At 72.4% G+C, this 17,241-nt stretch carries 19 protein-coding genes; 11 read left to right on the top strand and 8 right to left on the bottom strand.

All coding sequences use genetic code 11. The annotated features are described in order from the left end of the window. Positions 1-175: 175 nt before the first annotated feature. Complete coding sequence (locus tag ACIBM5_RS26910; RefSeq protein ID WP_391586390.1) at positions 176-370, top strand: DUF5708 family protein; 195 nt, start codon at positions 176-178, stop codon at positions 368-370. Positions 371-449: 79 nt separating this feature from the next. Here ACIBM5_RS26910 and ACIBM5_RS26905 read toward each other — a convergent pair whose 3' ends face one another. Then, complete coding sequence (locus tag ACIBM5_RS26905; protein WP_396009180.1) at positions 450-1,076, bottom strand: Ig-like domain-containing protein; 627 nt, start codon at positions 1,074-1,076, stop codon at positions 450-452. Positions 1,077-2,003: 927 nt separating this feature from the next. On the opposite strand from ACIBM5_RS26905, the gene ACIBM5_RS26900 reads away from it, so the two are divergent. After that, on the top strand, positions 2,004-2,789 hold the full coding sequence (locus tag ACIBM5_RS26900) for a hypothetical protein (protein ID WP_396009179.1): 786 nt from the start codon (positions 2,004-2,006) through the stop codon (positions 2,787-2,789). 53 nt (positions 2,790-2,842) lie between these two features. Beyond that, complete coding sequence (locus ACIBM5_RS26895; RefSeq protein ID WP_396009178.1) at positions 2,843-3,112, top strand: DUF4235 domain-containing protein; 270 nt, start codon at positions 2,843-2,845, stop codon at positions 3,110-3,112. 238 nt (positions 3,113-3,350) lie between these two features. Here ACIBM5_RS26895 and ACIBM5_RS26890 read toward each other — a convergent pair whose 3' ends face one another. Both ACIBM5_RS26890 and ACIBM5_RS26885 read right to left on the bottom strand, forming a co-directional pair. Continuing rightward, a complete protein-coding gene (locus ACIBM5_RS26890; protein ID WP_391586394.1) occupies positions 3,351-4,124 on the bottom strand; it encodes a phosphotransferase in 774 nt (257 codons plus the stop codon). A gap of 54 nt (positions 4,125-4,178) precedes the next feature. After that, complete coding sequence (locus ACIBM5_RS26885; RefSeq protein WP_396009177.1) at positions 4,179-4,508, bottom strand: hypothetical protein; 330 nt, start codon at positions 4,506-4,508, stop codon at positions 4,179-4,181. Positions 4,509-4,728: 220 nt separating this feature from the next. Between ACIBM5_RS26885 and ACIBM5_RS26880 the strand changes: the two genes are divergently transcribed. Together ACIBM5_RS26880 and ACIBM5_RS26875 are read left to right on the top strand one after the other, a co-directional pair. Then, a complete protein-coding gene (locus tag ACIBM5_RS26880) occupies positions 4,729-5,409 on the top strand; it encodes an HAD-IA family hydrolase (protein ID WP_396009176.1) in 681 nt (226 codons plus the stop codon). A gap of 94 nt (positions 5,410-5,503) precedes the next feature. Next, positions 5,504-6,205, top strand: a complete 702-nt coding sequence (locus ACIBM5_RS26875; RefSeq protein WP_396009175.1) for a L,D-transpeptidase family protein — start codon at positions 5,504-5,506, stop codon at positions 6,203-6,205. A gap of 107 nt (positions 6,206-6,312) precedes the next feature. Here ACIBM5_RS26875 and ACIBM5_RS26870 read toward each other — a convergent pair whose 3' ends face one another. The 3 genes from ACIBM5_RS26870 to ACIBM5_RS26860 all read right to left on the bottom strand — a co-directional run bounded on the left by ACIBM5_RS26870 (position 6,313) and on the right by ACIBM5_RS26860 (position 9,601). After that, on the bottom strand, positions 6,313-7,578 hold the full coding sequence (locus ACIBM5_RS26870; protein ID WP_396009174.1) for a TerD family protein: 1,266 nt from the start codon (positions 7,576-7,578) through the stop codon (positions 6,313-6,315). A 140-nt stretch (positions 7,579-7,718) separates the two neighbouring features. Further along, entirely contained in the window at positions 7,719-8,642 is a 924-nt protein-coding gene (locus ACIBM5_RS26865) for a TIGR03619 family F420-dependent LLM class oxidoreductase (RefSeq protein WP_396009173.1), read from the bottom strand. A 107-nt stretch (positions 8,643-8,749) separates the two neighbouring features. Then, entirely contained in the window at positions 8,750-9,601 is an 852-nt protein-coding gene (locus tag ACIBM5_RS26860; RefSeq protein ID WP_396009172.1) for an SDR family NAD(P)-dependent oxidoreductase, read from the bottom strand. Positions 9,602-9,712: 111 nt separating this feature from the next. Between ACIBM5_RS26860 and ACIBM5_RS26855 the strand changes: the two genes are divergently transcribed. After that, a complete protein-coding gene (locus ACIBM5_RS26855; RefSeq protein ID WP_396009171.1) occupies positions 9,713-10,129 on the top strand; it encodes a MarR family winged helix-turn-helix transcriptional regulator in 417 nt (138 codons plus the stop codon). Between the two features lie 120 nt (positions 10,130-10,249). Then, complete coding sequence (locus ACIBM5_RS26850; protein ID WP_391586402.1) at positions 10,250-11,230, top strand: LLM class flavin-dependent oxidoreductase; 981 nt, start codon at positions 10,250-10,252, stop codon at positions 11,228-11,230. Between the two features lie 103 nt (positions 11,231-11,333). On the opposite strand, the gene ACIBM5_RS26845 is transcribed toward ACIBM5_RS26850, so the two are convergent. Next, the gene (locus ACIBM5_RS26845; RefSeq protein WP_396009170.1) at positions 11,334-12,092 is read right to left on the bottom strand and encodes a hypothetical protein; all 759 of its coding nucleotides are present in this window, start codon (positions 12,090-12,092) and stop codon (positions 11,334-11,336) included. Positions 12,093-12,210: 118 nt separating this feature from the next. On the opposite strand from ACIBM5_RS26845, the gene ACIBM5_RS26840 reads away from it, so the two are divergent. The 4 genes from ACIBM5_RS26840 (at position 12,211) to ACIBM5_RS26825 (ending at position 16,530) form a co-directional block, all read left to right on the top strand. Continuing rightward, entirely contained in the window at positions 12,211-13,089 is an 879-nt protein-coding gene (locus tag ACIBM5_RS26840) for a metal-dependent hydrolase (protein ID WP_396009169.1), read from the top strand. Between the two features lie 146 nt (positions 13,090-13,235). Further along, a complete protein-coding gene (locus ACIBM5_RS26835) occupies positions 13,236-13,955 on the top strand; it encodes a DedA family protein (protein ID WP_396009168.1) in 720 nt (239 codons plus the stop codon). Between the two features lie 40 nt (positions 13,956-13,995). Then, the gene (locus tag ACIBM5_RS26830; protein ID WP_396009167.1) at positions 13,996-14,934 is read left to right on the top strand and encodes a hypothetical protein; all 939 of its coding nucleotides are present in this window, start codon (positions 13,996-13,998) and stop codon (positions 14,932-14,934) included. Between the two features lie 219 nt (positions 14,935-15,153). Further along, on the top strand, positions 15,154-16,530 hold the full coding sequence (locus ACIBM5_RS26825; RefSeq protein ID WP_396009166.1) for an NlpC/P60 family protein: 1,377 nt from the start codon (positions 15,154-15,156) through the stop codon (positions 16,528-16,530). Between the two features lie 113 nt (positions 16,531-16,643). On the opposite strand, the gene ACIBM5_RS26820 is transcribed toward ACIBM5_RS26825, so the two are convergent. Beyond that, positions 16,644-17,135 carry an inorganic diphosphatase gene (locus ACIBM5_RS26820; protein ID WP_020549566.1) on the bottom strand — a complete coding sequence of 164 codons (492 nt, stop codon included), beginning with the start codon at positions 17,133-17,135 and terminating at the stop codon, positions 16,644-16,646. Positions 17,136-17,241 lie beyond the last annotated feature (106 nt).

The following is a 17,241-nucleotide window of genomic DNA, read 5'->3' as shown; positions in this document are numbered from 1 at the left end:
GGTGCGGATTCACCGTGACCGACGGCCGCCCTGGGGGCAGGCTGCGCGGAGGCTGCCTCGGGTGGGGAGTGGGCCGAAGTGTGTAGGGCGGGTCGTCCTCGCGGAGGGCGTGCCGGCCCGTGGCCCGGATCTAGCCTCGGAGGCGTCTTCGCAGGTCGAGTGGAGGAGGAAGACCGTGGCCAAGGCGCGTGGTTCGTTGGCGGCAGGCCTCGCGAGTGCGGTGGTGGGGGGTGCCTTGAAGGTGTTCGCGGACGACGTGGATACGCCTGTGATCGCGCTCGGGAAGGTCGGCCTTGTGCTGCTGATCGTCGGCATCGCCGAAGTGTTGTACGGGCTGTACCTGTTGACCCAGGACGCCCGGAAGACCTGAGCCGACCGGCCCCCACCCGACCGGCCCCGGCCCGTCCCGACCAGCCCCCGCCCGACCGAACCGACCCGCCCGCCCCGGCTCAGTGCACGTGCCGGCCCGGTCGACGGTGTGCGACCCAGGCCAGGATGCCCGCGGCGAGCAGGGCCGAGGACAGGAAGGCCACGAGCAGCAGCCCGCCGCCCGAGTCGTGTCCGGCCTGCCTCCGTGCGGCCGAGGGAGCCCGGAGTTCGTCCACGCCGCGATGCGCGCCGATCCTGCCCGGCCGTGGCTCGGCCGTGCGTCCCGCCGCACCCGGCTCGGCCGCCACGTCGATCCGGACGCTCGCGGTGGACTGGCGACCGAGCCGGTCGACGACCGTGTAGTGGAAGCCGTCCCGACCGGCGAAACCCGGCCCCGGCGTGTAGCGCAACACGGACTCGGTCGTGGTCGCGTCCCGGGAGTCGTCGAGGTCGAGCACCAGACCGTGCTCGGGGTTGGTGTGCGACAGCACGACCAGCCCCTCTCCCGTGTCCCCGGCCAGGACCGGGACGTCCACGGACTGCCCGGTTCGGGTGCCGACCCGGTCCGCGGCGGCCCGCGGCGCGGGCGGCACGAGGGCTCCGGGTCCGCCGGTCGGCCACGTCCGGCCGCCGGCTCGGCCCGCGGCGGATCCGGCGGGCGTCCCGAATACGACGGGCCGGCCGGAGACGGCGGGGGTACCGGACACGCCCGGCCGGTCGGCCCCGACGGGTGGAAGGGACGGGATGGGGATCACGGATGCGGCGGGATGTCCGATGCCGGCGCTCGTGCCGAACAGCACGGCGCAGCACGTGAGTACCGCCCCGACTCGACGCACCCGGCGGGGCGGTTCGGGTGTTCCGGACACGGCGGGCACGCATACCTCCGGCACTGCCATCCGGGCGCGGCCGGATCTCGGGTGGGTCCGACGGCGCCCGCCGGAGCCGATGCCGGTCGAGGGAGCCGCTCTCGAAGCCCGATCCTGTGCCGAATGCCCGCCGGTTCGGGACACGGCACGCGGGGCGGCGCCGAGCTTCACCCACACGCGTGGATCGTTCGGTCCCGACAGCGCCCCCGGCGCGCCGGACGCCCGACCCGGGCGCCGATCGAGACGAACAAGGCACGGCGGCGGATGGACCCACGACCGTCGCCCCGCCCACCGCGCGCCACCTCGACCGGCTGTCCCACCCGCCGTTCGTTCCAGCCCGGCGGCCCGCGACCCGACCGACGGCCGGCGACCCGCCGACAAAGCCCTCACCCCCGGCCCGAGCGCCCACAGCGCCCGCCCACAGCAGTACGCCCTCGCCCCGTCCCGCCCCGTCCCGACGACCCCCCGAACCCGCCGAGCGGGTGATCCGTCGGACACGCCGCCGCGCATCCGGGTGACATTCCCGGATCTGCGGCTCGGTTGTTCCTAGCCTCGACCGGGAGACACCGACTCCGGCATCGACGCACCGAACGCCGGGACCGTGTCCTCGGTCCTGCCGGGTCTGCGCCCCCGGCAGGATCGGGGAGACGGCCCCGGCCGTCGAAGGCCCGCCGAGGACGAATGACCGGCCTTCCGCCGGGCAGGCGCAGGGCGCGGTCCTCGGCGACGGCGCGAGGACATCGAGACCGTGAAGAGGAGTACGCACCGATGAGTACCCCAGGCCGGAACCCCGGCGGCAAGTCCGCGTCGGGCGAGCCGGAGGAAACCGTCGTCGCGCCACCGAGCGAACCCGCCACGGCGGCGTTCGGCGAGCCCCGCCTCCCCAGGCAGGAACCGGATCGGGAAACCGGGCCGGATCGGCGGCCGAACCGCAAGCAGGAGCAGGTTGCGCACGCCGTCGAGGAGTTGACCCAGGCGGAATTGCCGGCCGAGGTGCACCAAAAGGTCGGCGAAGCCGCCGAGAACACCGGCCGGCGGGTCGACCGGGCCAAGCAGAGCGCGCAGCGGGCGACCGGCCGGGCCAAGGAGACCGCGACGCACAAGGCCGAGCAGGCCAAGGAGGCCGCAATGCACGGAGCCGAGCGAGCCAAGGAAAGCACGGCGCACAAGGCGGATCAGGCCAAGGAGGCCGCGAAGCACGGGGCCGAGCGGGCCAAGGAGGCGACGCTGCACCGGGCCGAACAGCTCAAGGAGGCCGCCTCGCACGCGGGCGATCAGGTCAAGGAGGCCGCCCGGCACAAGGCCGCGCAGGCCGGGCACAAGGCGGACCGGGTCCGCGAGACGGCCGGCGACCGGATCGTCGAGGCCAAGGACCGCACCGTCGAGGTCGGGCGCACCGGCCGCGACCAACTCTTCGACCACACCCCGGATCCGCTTCGGCACGCGACTCTCACCGGGTCGGCGGAGGTCCGCAAGCGCCCGCTGCCCGCGATCGCCGCCGCGGTCGCGACCGTCGCACTCCTGATCTGGGCGATTCGAAGGTCCCGCCGGTGAGCGGCGGATCCGGGTCCCGCGGGCGTTCGGACGAGGTGAACACCAAGTCCGCCATGCGTACCGGAAAGTTGATGTACCGCCCGATCGGCATGGTCGTCGGTGTGGTGGGCGGGATAGCGGCGACCAGGACGTTCAACAAGACCTGGAAACTGCTCACCCACCAGGAGGACGCGCCCGACGCGATGGACCGCGACCGGGGCTGGGGCGAGATCCTGGCCGCCGCCGCCGTTCAGGGCGCGATCTACGCCGTGGTGCACGCCGCCGTCAACCGGGGCGGTGCCATCGCCTTCAGGCGCGGCACCGGTATCTGGCCCGGTCACTGAACGATCGGCCGGCGGAGGGGGCGGGCGCACAGGCCCGCCCCACCGGCGCGCCGGGTTTCGCGTGCGCGGGCCGTCCCCCTGCCCGAGGCGAGCCGCCCCATCGGTCCGTCCGGCCTCGTGTGCGCAGGCCGTCCGCCTGCGCCTGGGCGAGCAGATACCACCGCCCGACGAACTCGTCGTCCGGCTCCAGCGACCGGTCGGCGAGGAGTGTGTCGCGGCACGGGCGAACTCGCCCGCCTCAGCCGGCCGCCGCGCTCCGCGTCCACATCCGCAACATCCGACGAGTCGCCTCGTCCGCGCCGGGCCCGTACTTCGTGGGCGCCGTCGCGGCGATCGCGACCCGTACGTCCGCCTCCGACCGGCCCGCGCCCCGCGCGTACTCGGCCGGCAACACGGCGTCCAGCGCCGAGGCCGACTCGGGCTCGGCCGAGTGCGCCAGGATCAGCCCGGCCAGGTCCTCGCCCGGTAGTCCGTAGCCCGCGTGCGACCAGTCCAGCAGCACGATGTCCTCGTCCCGCGCGATCAGATCCACCGGCCGCAGATCCAGGTGGCACTGCACGTACGGCAGTTCGGCGGCACGCGCCGCGAGCCGTCCGACCGGGGGCGGGCGCTCGAACAGCCAGGACGGCCCGGCCGGTCGGGGAGCGGCCTGTGCCGCGCCGAGCCGGCGGGCGAAGTCGATCCATCGGGTCAGGTCCCACGCGGTCCCGGGGCAGCCGCGCACGTAGTCGAGCCACAGTGCCACCGACCCGTCCCCGCGCCGATCGGCGCGCAGCGCCCTGGGCGCGGTCAGGCCGTAGGCGGCGTACACCTCGGCCGCGAAGCCGCTCTCGTACGCCTCGACCTCGCGGGCCCAGTAGCGCGGATTGGCCGGCGCCGTACCGTCCGGCGTCGCGAGTTTGAGCACCGCGTCCGCGCGGCTGCCGAGCACGTGCCAGACGTCGGAGCGGGTGGACAGCGGTGCGGCGCCCAGCGGAGAACCCAGCTCGGGCGGTACGGATTCGATCCGCACGGGCGGCGGCGCGGGGGGCTCGCTCAGGGTCGACTCCGGGACGTGCGCCGGCGGTCAACGGAAGACCGGGGCTCGGGGTGGACGGCGGCGACCGATGTGGTGCCGGTAGGCGTGCAGGGAGGTCGTCGGGCGGCGGGCGTGGCGGGCTCGACCCGATCGCACGGTGTGCCCGGTCGGCCGAGGCACGGCGGGCAGCGCGAGTGCGGCCGGCGCGGCGGACGCGGTGGAGGCGGCGGCGGGTTCGATCGCCGGTCGGGTGGTCGACGGCGGGGGTGTCGGGGTCGGCAGGGCCTGGGGCCCCAGCATGCGGTCCTCGAACCAGGCCAGCCCGGGTATCAACAGGAACATCACGATCAATGCCAGCAAAGCGAGAACCAAGTACATGATCTGCCGCCTGGGGGTGAGCGCGTCCGGGCCGTAGTCACCCCCTAGCCGGTAGGGATCGGCGCAAACGTGACAGTTAGGCAACGGAGCTCGTTGACCCGGGTCCGAAGATGGTCGATTCGGAGCTATATCAGAGCTGTGTGGGTGATTGAGTCCCGTAACGTGATCATCCGGCGGGAAGACCTCGACGCCGCGCCGCCGCTCCTGACAGCCTGGCCGCATGGTGAACGACGGCACGACGCTCGACTGCGACGCGATCCTGTTCGATCTCGACGGCGTGCTGGTGGACTCCCATCCCCTGATCGAACGCATCCTGCGGATGTGGGCGCTCGACCGCGGCGTCGATCCGGACGCGGCCGTCGCCGCCTCCTACGGACGACGGGACATCGACCTGGTGCGCGTGGTCGCCCCCACGCTGGACGCCGAGGTCGAGGCGGCGTGGATCGTCGAGCGCGAGGAACGGGACTTCACCGGCATCTGCCCGATGCCCGGCGCGGCCGGTCTGCTGGCGACGCTGCCCGCGGCGCGCTGGGCCATCGTCACGTCCGGCACCCGCCGGGTGGCCAGTGGCCGACTGCGCGCGGCGGAGTTGCCCGAACCGGTGTACATGGTCACCGCGGAGGACGTCCGCGAGGGCAAGCCGGCCCCCGAGGGCTACCTGCGTGCGGCCGATCTGCTGGGGGTGCGGCCGGACCGTTGCCTGGTCGTGGAGGACGCGGAGAGCGGGGTACGGGCCGCGGAGGCGGCCGGGATGCGTTGCCTGGGCATCGGGGCGGCCCTGGCCGGGGGCGGGATCGGCGCCGCCCTGGACGCATGGGCGGCGGATCTGCGTCCGGTGAATCCCGAACTGGTCACGGCGGGACATGTCCGGCTGAACATTCACACGAATGGGTCAAACTAGGAACGCAACCTCCCGAGCCCCATCGGCGTCTACAAGGGTGCACGACTCGGGGAACACTCCACATTTGGGTTTGGGTCGGGAGAGGCACCACTCGATGAAGAAGACTCGTATATCCCTCGCGGTCACCGTGACCGCGATCCTGGCCTTGTCGGCCTGCAACTCCGGCTCGTCGAGTGACTCGACCGCGAAGGCCGGTGCGCAGTCGTCCCTGCCCGCCACCTCCTCGTCCGCACCCGTGACGCCGGCGCCGGAGACCACCGCGCCGACCTCCGCCGCACCCACGACCAGTGCGCCGACCAGTGCCACCCCCACGTCCGCCAAGCCCAGCACCAGCAAGCCCGCCACGAGCAAGCCGCCGACCAGCAAGCCGCCGACGACCAAGCCCGCCTCACCCAAGCCGCCGGCCGCCCAGGCCGGACTGGACGAGCGGTGCCTGACCGGCCGGGCGATCTGCATCGACAAGCGCACCGACCGGCTCACCTGGGTGATCGACGGCAAGGCCCAGTACTCCACGGCCGTGCGCTTCGGTTCGGCCGAGACGCCGACCCGCGAGGGCGCGTTCAGCATCAACTTCAAGAGCCGCGACCACGTGTCGACGCTCTACCACACGCCGATGCCGTTCGCGATGTTCTTCTCCGGCGGCCAAGCGGTGCACTACTCGGCAGACTTCGCCGCCCACGGCTACAACGGCGCCTCGCACGGCTGCGTGAACGTCCGGGACAAGGGCCTGGTGCAGCAGTTGTTCAACGAGACCCGCGTCGGCGACAAGGTGATCGTCTACCGCTCGGCCAAGTAGTCCGGGATCCCGAGGATGGTCCACCGCTGGGTCGCCCCGGCGAGCCCCGCGATCGACCACCGCTCGGCCACGACGACCGAGCGGTGGTGCCCTGCCGGGCCACCGGATCAGCGCTCGCGCGGCGAGCGCACCGTCTTGAACTCCGCCGGGCCCGCGCCCATTTCGAAGGTGCCGTCCGGGTAGAGCATCGGGCGGCGCTCCTGCATCAGCTTCGAGTACTTCTCCACGTGCTGGATCGAGACCCCGTCGGGGTCGGTGAAGTCGACCAGCGCGATCGCCACCCAGAACACCGCGCGCTTGTTGTTGAACAGCGGCACGTTCACGGTGGAGCCCTGGCCGTCGGTGACCTCGGCGTGCGCGCCGTAGGACTTGAAGCTGCCGAAGCCGTTCTCGACCGCGCTGTACGCGCAGATCAGCACGTAGCCCTGCTCGTCGGGGCGGGTGATCCGGACCGTCTCCCGGCCGGGCACGCGCGAGTCGCCGTCCAGTTGGATGTAGGGCGCCGCGGTCAGGCTGCCGAGCTCGCGGTAGTAGATCACCCCGTCCTTGTCGCCCTTCTTCGCGCCCACCTTGGAGCGCGGCACGAACAGCGCGTACAGGTCCAGGTCGGCGCCGGTCTTGCGGCGCGCGTCGTCGCCGCCGTCCCAGACCAGCGACGCGGTGACGGTGATCGAGCGGTCGGCCTTGTCCATGTTGATCGTCGCCCGGCCGCCCTTGGCCAGGTCGACCCGGCCGAGCGGCTCCTTGGCCATCGAGATCGGCGCGGGCGCGGCCGGCGCGGGAGCCGCGGCGGGCTCCTTGACCATCACGTGCGCGGGCGCGGCAGGAGCGGGGGTCGGCTCCGGCTCCGGCTCGTCCTCGACCGAGATGCCGAAGTCGGTCGCCAGCCCGGCGAGGCCGCTCGCATAGCCCTGACCGACCGCGCGCACCTTCCACGCGTCGCCGCGGCGGTACAGCTCGACCAGGACCGCGACCGTCTCGCCGTCTGCGAACGCGTCCGGCGTGTAGCCGATCCGCGCGTCCCCGGACACGGTGACCGCGCCCAGGCCCGGCACCTGGCCCAGGGTCATCCCGGGGCGGTCCGCGTCCGAGCTCACCACGACCACCACGCGCGCGATCTCGGCGGGCAGCTTGGCCAATTCGACACTGACGTGGGTGGTTCCCGCGGGGCCGGCGGCCGTGCGCACCGCGCCGTCGCCGCCGACCGGATTGTTGAAGAAGACCAGATCCTCGTCGGTGCGTACCTTGTGCGCGTCGGTCAGCAGCACGGCGGACACGTCCACGACGTCGGTCGAGCCCCACCCGATCGAGACCTCGGCGCGGTCGCCGGTCAGGGGCGCGTTGGCGCCGGTGGGCAGCGTGACGTCGGACATGGAGGGCCCTCCCGCGTTGGACAAAGGCGCCGTTTCGCGCCCTGATCAGGGGAACGACCCTCCCACCGACGACGTTCCGCAATCCCGCAACTTTCCCCAAGCAGGGGTAAAGCCCCAGGTGGAAAGCGTCACCCGGGGGCTCAGCCCCCGGACACCACCCGGTCGAACAACTTCCGGGCCTCGGCGAAGAACGCGGGCGCGTCCTGGGGACCGGAGCAGAACACCTGGATGGGCAGGTGCACGGCGGTCGCACCGGCGGCGATCACCTCGCTCGCACCGGCCATCGTGCGGGCCAGGTCGAAGCGCCCGGCGTCGTCCTTGACCATCGGCAGCGGGCCCTGCACCCGCAGCGCCGCGGGGTCGCGCCCGGCGTCGGCGAGCGCCTCGCGGATGCGGACCACGTCCCGGGCCATGTCGGCGGTGGACAGGCCCATGATCGGAATCCAGCCGTCGCCGCTGTGCACGATCCGCTCCAGGTTGCGCTTGTTCAGCGTGCCACCGATCCACAGCGGTACTCCGCCGGCCTGCACCGGCTGCGGTGCGCAGTAGACGTCGGCGAAGTTCACCGTCTCGGACGCGAAGGACGCGGGCAGGTTCGTCCACAGCGCCTTGCAGGCGGCCAGGGTGTCGGTCAGCAGCCGCCCGCGCGCGTCCCAGTCGATCCCGGCCGCGTCGTACTCCTCACGCTGCCATCCGGTGGCCACCCCCAACTCCAGCCGCCCGCCGGAGACCTGGTCCAGCGTCGCCGCGGTCTTGGCGAGCAGCGTGGCGCTGCGCAGCGGGGCGACCAGGATGCCGGTGGCCAGGCGCACGTTCGAGGTGACGGCGGCGATCGCGGCGAGCAGGGTGAGCGGCTCGGGCCAGGCCGCCTCGGGCGGCGTGGGGAAGCGGCCCCACGTGTAGTTCTGCGTGTTGGGGCCCATCACCACGTGGTCGACCAGGACGATCCGGTCGATGCCCGCGTCGTCGGCGGCCCGGCCGACGTCCACGAAACCGCGCCAGTCGCCGGCGGGCCAGGTGCCGAAGTTGGGCAGGCCGATGGAAAGTTGCACGTCGGTGGTCATGCGGATGCTCCGTCGCGTCGAGGTCGGGTCGAGGTCGGGTCGAAGTGGGATCGAAGTGGGATCGAGGTGGGTTTCGGCGGGCCGGCGGGCCCGGGCTTGCCGGTGGGTCAGCGCGATTCGGCGTAGGGATCGCGGCCGGCCGTCGCGGCGTCGATCACCGCGTCGCCCAGCGCGGCCCGGGCGTACTTCTCGAAGGACGGCGCCCGGCGCAGCTCGTTGCCCCCGTCCACGGCCAGGCTCTGGCCGGTGGTCCAGGACGATTCGGGGCCGGCCAGATGGCGGACCGCCTCGGCGATGTCCTCGGGCAGGCCGGTGCGGCCCAGCGGCTTGTTCGCCAGGAAGTGCGCGATCATCTCGTCGTCGCGGAAGATCCGGGCCTCCTCGTGCGAGCGCACCAGGCCGGGACGGACCGCGTTGACCCGGACGCCGGCCGCGCCCAACTCGTCCGCGGCGGCCCGGACCAGCGCTTCCAGGCCCGCCTTCCCGGCCGCGTAGCCGCTCAGGAACGGCATGGTCAGCTTGGCCGCGGTCGAGGACACGCACACGATCGCGCCGCCGCCGCGCGCGGCGATCACGGGTGCGGCGTACTTGATCGCCAGGAACGCGCTGTGCGTGTTGCGGTGCAGGTCGGCCAGGAACGTGTCGTCGTCCATGGCCAGGATCGGTGCGGTGGTCCCGCCGCCCACGGTCGCTACGCAGACGGCGAGCTCGGGGCCCGCCGCCCGGACCGCGGTACGGATCCCGTCGGTGCTGCAGGCGTCCGCCGCGACGATGCGCACCTCGGTGCCGGCCGGGGCCTGCGCACGCAGGCGTTCGGCGGTCGCGGCCAGGGCATCGGCCCGCCGGGCGGTGAGGGTGACCGAGCAGCCGTCGCGCAGCAGTCGGGCCGCGCAGGCGGAGCCGATGCCGCCGCTGCCACCGGTGACCAGGGCCATCCGGCCGGCCAGGATTGCGGGCATGGGCGGGTTCCTCTCCCGGGGTGACCAAGAGAACTGACGACGTGTCAGCTCCGGGCAGACGTTACACCTCGAATCATTCGAGCTGTAATGAAGTTCGGCTAGAGTGTGGCCATGACCACGGGGAAAGGCGAGCTGCCGGGACTGACCGCGCTGCTCTACGCGGCCACCGCACGATTGGACGCGCACTTCGCCGCGTGCGCGGGCTCCGTCGGCCTGACCGCATCCCAGGCGAACGCGGTGCACGAACTCGCCGAGCCGCTGGGCATGCGCGAGCTGGGGCGGCGGATGTGCTGCGAACCACCCAATGTGACCTTCGTGGTGGACCGCCTGGTGGACCGCGGCCTGGTCGAGCGCCGGCCGCATCCGGGGGACCGCCGGGCGAAACTGATCGCACTCACCCCGGCCGGCGCCGCGTTGCGCGAGCGCCTGTTCGCCGCGCTCGCCAATGATCCGCCGCTGACCGGCCTGTCGGACGCCGACCGGCGTGCCCTGCGCGTACTGCTCGACCGGGCGCTGCGCATCGGCTGACCGGTGCCGCGCCCGGCATTGGGCCGGCCCTGGTTCTCCTCGACGTGCACGACTAACCTGACGCCCCATCAGAGAGTGCGGCGCCGCTCATCCCGGCGACGCCGGGGACAGGAGTACGGCATGGCTGTGTTCGCGCTGCGTTTCGACTTCCGCAATCCGGCTTTCGCCGGGACGAGCATGGGGGAGCGCTACGCGGCGGCACTCGACATGGTCGAATGGGCCGATCAGCGCGGATTCTTCATGGTCACGCTGTCCGAGCACCACGGCTTCGCCGACGGCTACCTGCCCGCCCCGCTCCAGTTCGCCGCCGCGATCACCGCGCGCAGCCGCAACATGGGCGTGACCATCGCGGCGATACCCGCGCCGCTGCACGATCCGCTGCACCTGGCCGAGGAACTCGCGGTGCTCGACCTGCTCAGCCAGGGCCGGGTCAACGTGGTGCTCACCAACGGCTACGTCGACGCCGAGTTCGCGATGTACGACGTGCCGATGCGCGAGCGGGTCAAGCGCACCGTGGAGACCGTCGAGACGTTGCGCAAGGCGTGGACGGGCGAGGAGTTCGAATTCCGGGGCCGGACGGTGCGGGTGACCCCGGAGCCGTTCCAAAAGGGTGGCCCGCCGATCATTCTCGGCGGCAGCGTCGAGGCCGCCGCGCGCCGTGCCGCGCGCATCGCCGACGGGTTCATGCCGTCCAATCCGGCGATCTGGGAGTTCTACCGGGACGAGAAGGTCAAGCTCGGCGAGGAGGACCCGGGTCCCTACTTCGGCGGCGACACCAGCTTCTTCCACCTCTCGAACGACCCCGACCGGGACTGGGACCGGATCGCGCCGCACGCGCTGCACGAGGTCAACGCCTACGGCGAGACGATGGCCGCGGCGGGCACCTCGGGCGTGGGCGGCTATGCGAGCGTCACCGATGCCGACGCGCTGCGCGCGGGCGGGCAGTACCGGGTGATCACTCCGGAGACCCTGGTGGCCGAGCTCAAGGCCCAGGGCGACGCGGCGTTCGCGATCCTGCACCCGATGATGGGCGGCATTCCGCCGGAGCTCGCGTGGGAGAGCCTGCGCCTGTTCGAGAACGAGGTGCTCCCGAACCTGTAGCGCCGCAACCGTGGTGCGCACCGCGGTCGAGGGCCGCGGCACGTCGGCGACATCGGCCGGCCGCGTGCCGCCACCGCACCGCGCCGGAGGGCCACCCCTGCGGTCAGCGGTGCGGTGCGCCCGCGACGAAGTCCTTGGTGTGGTCCCACCACGTGCGCCGGTCGGGCGGGAAGCGGCGCAGTGAGCGGGCCAGCTTGGTGTCCGCGTGCGGCGAGGTGCGCCCCGGGCCCTCCTTGTACCGCCAGCGCGCCCACGGCGATTCGGGCTTGGCGATGCGCATCGCCGACACCATCGCGACGAACGGTACGAAGACGCCGATCAGTCCGGTGGCGACCTTGCCCTTGGCCAGCGCGCACAGCGCGAAGGCCAGGTTGAACACCACCACCGTCGCGGCCACCGGCTTGCTGTCGCCGTCGCCCAGGCCCAGCGGGTTGGCGCCGACGAACAGCAGCAGTCCCATCGCGGCGGTGATCAGTACCGCGTCCACCGACTTGCGGCCGTCCGCCGCCCAGTACACGTCGTCCAGGTGTACGAGCAGCGCGAATTCGTCCAGCGTCAGGGCGGCGCCCATCCCGAAGAACCCGGCGAGCACCTGACGCAGCGCGCCGCCCGGTTCGTAGGCGAACTCCAGCGCGCCCGCGATCAACATCAGGAAGATCCCGTACACCTGATGGTGCACGTGCACCTTGCCCACCACCATGTTGCGGAACGGGCCCTTGCCCGCGCGGATCAGCCGGGTGATCAGGCGGGTCACCGCGAACGTGAAGATGAATGCGACGAGCATCCAGCCGACACCGTGCGGTCCGGGCTCGGGGTCGCCCGCCAGCCGCGCCGTGGTCGAGATCCAGCCGTGGTGTTGCACAAACCGTCCCTGCTCGCGATTCCTGTGTGAGGAGGATTGTCCATGATCGAATGGACTGCACGGCGCCATTGCCGCACCGGCACGATGGCGACCGGATCGAATCGAGGTTAGGACGCAGATGGCTCTCCCCACGACCTCCACCGAGGTGACCTTCCCCGCGGGCGCGATCACCGGCGACGCGCCGATCCTGGCCGCGCCCGTGCTGCCGGACGGGCGGACCGCCCTGGTGGTGGCCAGGACGCCGTTCCACCCGTTGGACCACACCTGGCCGGACCAGCCCGCCGACACCGGGGTGATCCGGGTGGCGGGCGCGGAGTTGGTCGTGTCGGACTGTGTGACCGGCGCGGTCGGCCCGGACGGCGAGTTCGCGGTCGGCGAGGCGATCGGGGTCCGGCGCGGCGACGAGGACTGGTCCTGGCTGGTGCTGCACGTCCTGGACCGGGCCCCGGGCGATGTGGGCGACCTGGTCGGGGCGAGCGCCGAACTGGCCGTGGACGCCGACCGTCGGGCCGCGCTCAGCGCCGCGCACACCTCGTGCCACCTGCTGGCGTTCGCGCTCAACGCGGTGCTCGCGCCGCGCTGGCGCAAGGAGGTGCGCACCGACAGCCTCGGCCGCCCCGACTTCGACAACCTGGCGATCACCTCGTCCCGGATGGACGAGGGCGGCAGCCGCGACGACTACCGGATCGGCAAGTCGCTGCGCAAGAAGGGCTTCACCGCGGACGGCCTGGCCGAGGAGCTGCCCGGCATCCGCGACGAGGTCGAGGCGCTGCTGGCGCAATGGCTGAAAACCGATGCCGAGGTGCGGATCGAGGTGCCCGGCCCGGCGCTCACCGCCCGTCGGGTGTGGCACTGCGGCCTTCCGGACGGCGACGCGCACATCCCGTGCGGCGGCTCGCACCTGGGCCGGCTCGGCGAACTCCGGGCCCTGACGATCGAATTGAACCTGGACGAGGACGGCGCACTCGTCGCGCGGACCCGGCCCGTCCGCGCCTGAGACCCGTCCGAGGACTTCCGCAGCGCCCGTCGGGAACCGGTCCCACGATGCGGACGTTACCTTCGGAAGGAATTCTCTTTGCCTAACCATGACCTGGTCGGGGGACTTCCGACGTCCGCCATCACCCGTTCCGGGAGGCTCGCGCCGTGCACACCATCGCCCTGGGTCCATCGTTCCTGGATCCCGACAAGCTGATCTCCACATTCGGCCTGATCGGCATCCTGGTGATCGTCTTCGCCGAGTCGGGGCTGCTGATCGGCTTCTTCCTGCCGGGCGACTCGCTGCTGTTCACCACCGGTCTGCTGGTCTCGGACGGCAAGTTCTCGCAGCCGCTGTGGCTGGTGTGCCTGCTGTTGTGGGTGGCGGCGGTGGCGGGCGACCAGGTCGGCTTCCTGTTCGGTCGCAAGGTGGGGCCGTCCCTGTTCAACCGACCCGACTCGCGGCTCTTCAAGCGCGAGAACGTGGAGAAGGCGCACGAGTTCTTCGAGAAGTACGGACCGCGCTCGATCGTGCTGGCCCGGTTCGTGCCGATCGTGCGCACATTCACGCCGATCGTCGCGGGTGTCGCCCGGATGAGGTACCGCACATTCGTGGTCTACAACGTGGTCGGCGGCTTCCTGTGGGCGTGCGGGGTCACCCTGCTCGGCCACTCGCTCGGGCAGGTGCGGTTCGTCCGCGACAACATCGAATTCATCCTGGTCGCGATCGTGCTGATCTCGGTGATTCCGGTCGCGATCGAACTCCTGCGCGCCCGCTCGGCGTCGCGCAAGCAGGCCGCGGTGGACGGGTCGGAGCCGGCCCCGGGGCGGGGTCGGCACCGCGCGAGCGACGACCGGTCGGACCCGGAACCGGGTCATCGGCGCTGAGCCGTACGGGTTGGTGCCGGGCGCCAATAGAGTTCACGCCATGCGCGCTCAACTTCTGGCCCGGGCAACCCTGCCGTCCCTGTGGAGTCTCGACCGCATTCCCGGCGCGGCGGCCTGGCTCGCGCACGGCGTGGACGGTTCGCTCGTCGTGCTCGACGACTCGCTGGGCATCGTGCGCGAGGTGCGATTGCCCGAGGACTGGCGGGGCGGCCACTCGGTCACTCCCGACCTCGGGTACTTCGTCGCGTCGGCACCCGACCGAGTGGTGGTGCTGGACGCGCAGGGGAGCGAGGTGTGGGCCCACCCGCACCAGGCGTGGGAGTTCGAGGAGGCCGGCTCCTGCGCGGTCACCTCGGCCGGCATCTGGGCCGTGGTGCGTACCGCCGAGGGCGATCGGTGCGTGCTGCTGGACGGCGCGGACGGCACCGCGCGGGCGGTGTGGCCGCTGGATCCGGCCACCGTCGGCTCCGAACTCATCCCGCACCCCGACGGCGGGCATGTGGGCCTGGCCGCCTCGCACGCCGACGACGCGTACCGGGTCTTCGTGCTCGGCACGGACGCCCCGGATCGGGTCGCCGAGGTGCCGCCCGGGGAGAGCCGGGTGCTGACCGACATCCACGGCTCCGGTCGGATGATGCTGACGACGCCGATCGAGGCCGGCCCGCTTGCCCTGGTGCGCTACCCGGACGGAGCGGTGATAGCGGCCCGGCCGGGGGAGCAGGTCTTCCCGGACCCGGACGAGGTGTTCGACATCTATGCCGGCTTCGTGCGCCGAGACCTGGTGCTCGCGGCCTCCTCGGGCGAGCGGCACGTGCTGTTCTCGGTGCCGGACCTGCGGGCCATCGCCGAGGTCGAGTACCCCGAGGACGCGCCGCGCGAATGGCTCGTGGTGCGCTCCGACGGTGTCTGGCTGACCGCCGACGCGGAGTCGGGCACGGTGTGCATGTGGTCCCTGGAGCAGCCGGCGGCCACCGGCTGAACCGACCGCGGGGTGCGATCGGGCGCCCGGGCCGGCGCGGGCGAACGCCGAGTCCCGGGTGGCGCACCGATGTTCGAGCGGCGCGTGAGGGATAAGCCCATTAGCGGGAAATATGTCGCTTATGGTGCGATTGCGATCACCGATCGTTAGCGTGAGGAGACCTGCCCGGAATCGGAACGTCCGGTTCCCCTCGGTGCCCGCCGCTTGGAGGGAGACCGCATGCCTCGACCGTTCATCCGCGCCGCAGTCCCGGCCGGACTCGCCGCCGTCCTCGTCTTCACGATCACCCCCGGAGCCCTCGCCGACGATCCCTCCGGCACCGCCCACCCCGGCGCCGACCAGGTTCGCCGGGCGCAGGACGCGGTCACCGGCAAGGTCGCCGACATCGGTCGGATCGAGGCCGAACTCGACCGCGAGGGAAACGACCTGGAACGGCTCGACGTTCGCGCCGGCGCCGCCGTCGAGGCGTACAACGGGGCCGTGGAGTCGCAGCGGCAGACCCGCGACCGGGCCGAGGCCGCCGACGCAGACCTGCGCTCGGCGGACGCCCGACTGGTCGGCACCCGAGCCGAACTCGGCCGGCTCGCCGCGCAGACCTACCGGATGGGCGGCGGCGCCCGACTGGGCACCTTCCAGGCGGTCCTGGGCGCGGACTCGCCCGCCGACCTGGTCTCCCGGATGGAGAGCATGCGCCGGATCTCCCAGGACGGCGACGACACCCTGCGCCGCGGCACCATCGCCGTCCAGGACGCGGCAACCGCCAAAGCCGACGCCGAACACAGCGCGGACACGGCCGCCCGCGCGACCGAGGCGGTCCGCGCGGCCAAGGACCGGGTCGAGGCCGAACTCGCCGCACAGCAGCGCCGAGTCGGCGAGATCGCCGCCCGGCGCACCGCGCTGCTGACCGAACTGGCCACGCTGAAGCAGACGTCGGTCGAACTGGAGACACAGCGCCGGGACGGTGCGGTGGCCGAGGCTCGGCGCCGCGCCGAGGAGGAGGCCCGCGCCCGGGCCGAGGCCGAGGCGGCCCGCGAGGACGCCCGCGGGGAGGCCGACCGACAGGCCGAGGAGGCGCGCGCGCAGGAGGCGAAACCCGCGAAGCCGAGCACGCCGACCAAGTCGACCAAGTCGACCAAGCCCGCCAAGCCCGCCAAGCCCGCCAAACCCGCCAAGCCCGCCAAGAGCCCGGCCACGCGACCCGACACCTCCGGCAAGACCGCCGCGAACAACGGCCGCGCGGCCGCCGCGGTCGCGTACGCGAAGGCGCAACTGGGCAAGCCCTACGTCTGGGGCGGCGAGGGCCCACGCGGCTACGACTGCTCGGGCCTGGTCATGCAGGCGTGGCGCAAGGCCGGCGTGAGCATGTCCCACTTCGCCGCCACGCAGTACTCCCAGAGCACCCCGGTGTCGTACCGGAACCTGCGCCCGGGCGACCTGATCTTCTGGACCGAGACCAAGAGCGCCTCCGACATCCACCACGTCGCGATGTACCTGGGCGGCGGCCGGATGATCCACGCCCCGCGCACCGGCGACGTGGTCAAGATCAGCAACATGTTCTACATGGGCACCCCGGACTACTACGCCCGCCCGTCCTGACCGGGCCCACGACTGCTCGGCCGACCTACCGCCATCACGACGAACGCCGGTCGCCGGCAGCCACCCCGGAAGGTGCCTGCCGGCGACCGGCGTTCGTGCGAGGGGCTACCCGGTCAGTGGTGGCCCTGCTCGGTGAGCCGCTTGCGGGAGGCCTCGACCTCGGCCTCGGCCTCGTCGCGGCCGACCCAGTTGGCGCCCTCGACCGACTTGCCCGGCTCCAGATCCTTGTAGACCTCGAAGAAGTGCTGGATCTCCAGCCGGTCGAACTCCGAGACGTGGTGGATGTCACGCAGGTGCTCCACGCGCGGGTCCGTGGCCGGCACGCACAGGACCTTGTCGTCGCCGCCGGCCTCGTCCGTCATCCGGAACATGCCGATCGCGCGGCACCGGACCTGGACGCCCGGGAAGGTCGGCTCGTCCAGCAGCACCAGCGCGTCCAGCGGGTCACCGTCCTCACCGAGGGTGTCCTCGATGAAGCCGTAGTCCGCCGGGTAGCGCGTCGACGTGAACAACATCCGGTCGAGCCGGATGCGGCCCGTCTCGTGGTCCACCTCGTACTTGTTGCGCGATCCCCGGGGGATCTCGATGGTGACGTCGAACTCCAAGGCTCCTCCATAGTGCTGCGCCGGGACCGTTGCCGGGACCGTTAGGGTCGTTCTGTCCGCGAGGCCGAACCCGGCACAGGTCCCGGACAGAACCTGATCTGATCTC

The sequence above is a fragment of the Embleya sp. NPDC050493 genome, assembly GCF_044458105.1.
Taxonomy (GTDB): domain Bacteria; phylum Actinomycetota; class Actinomycetes; order Streptomycetales; family Streptomycetaceae; genus Embleya.
This window is presented reverse-complemented; position numbering and strand designations above follow the sequence as displayed.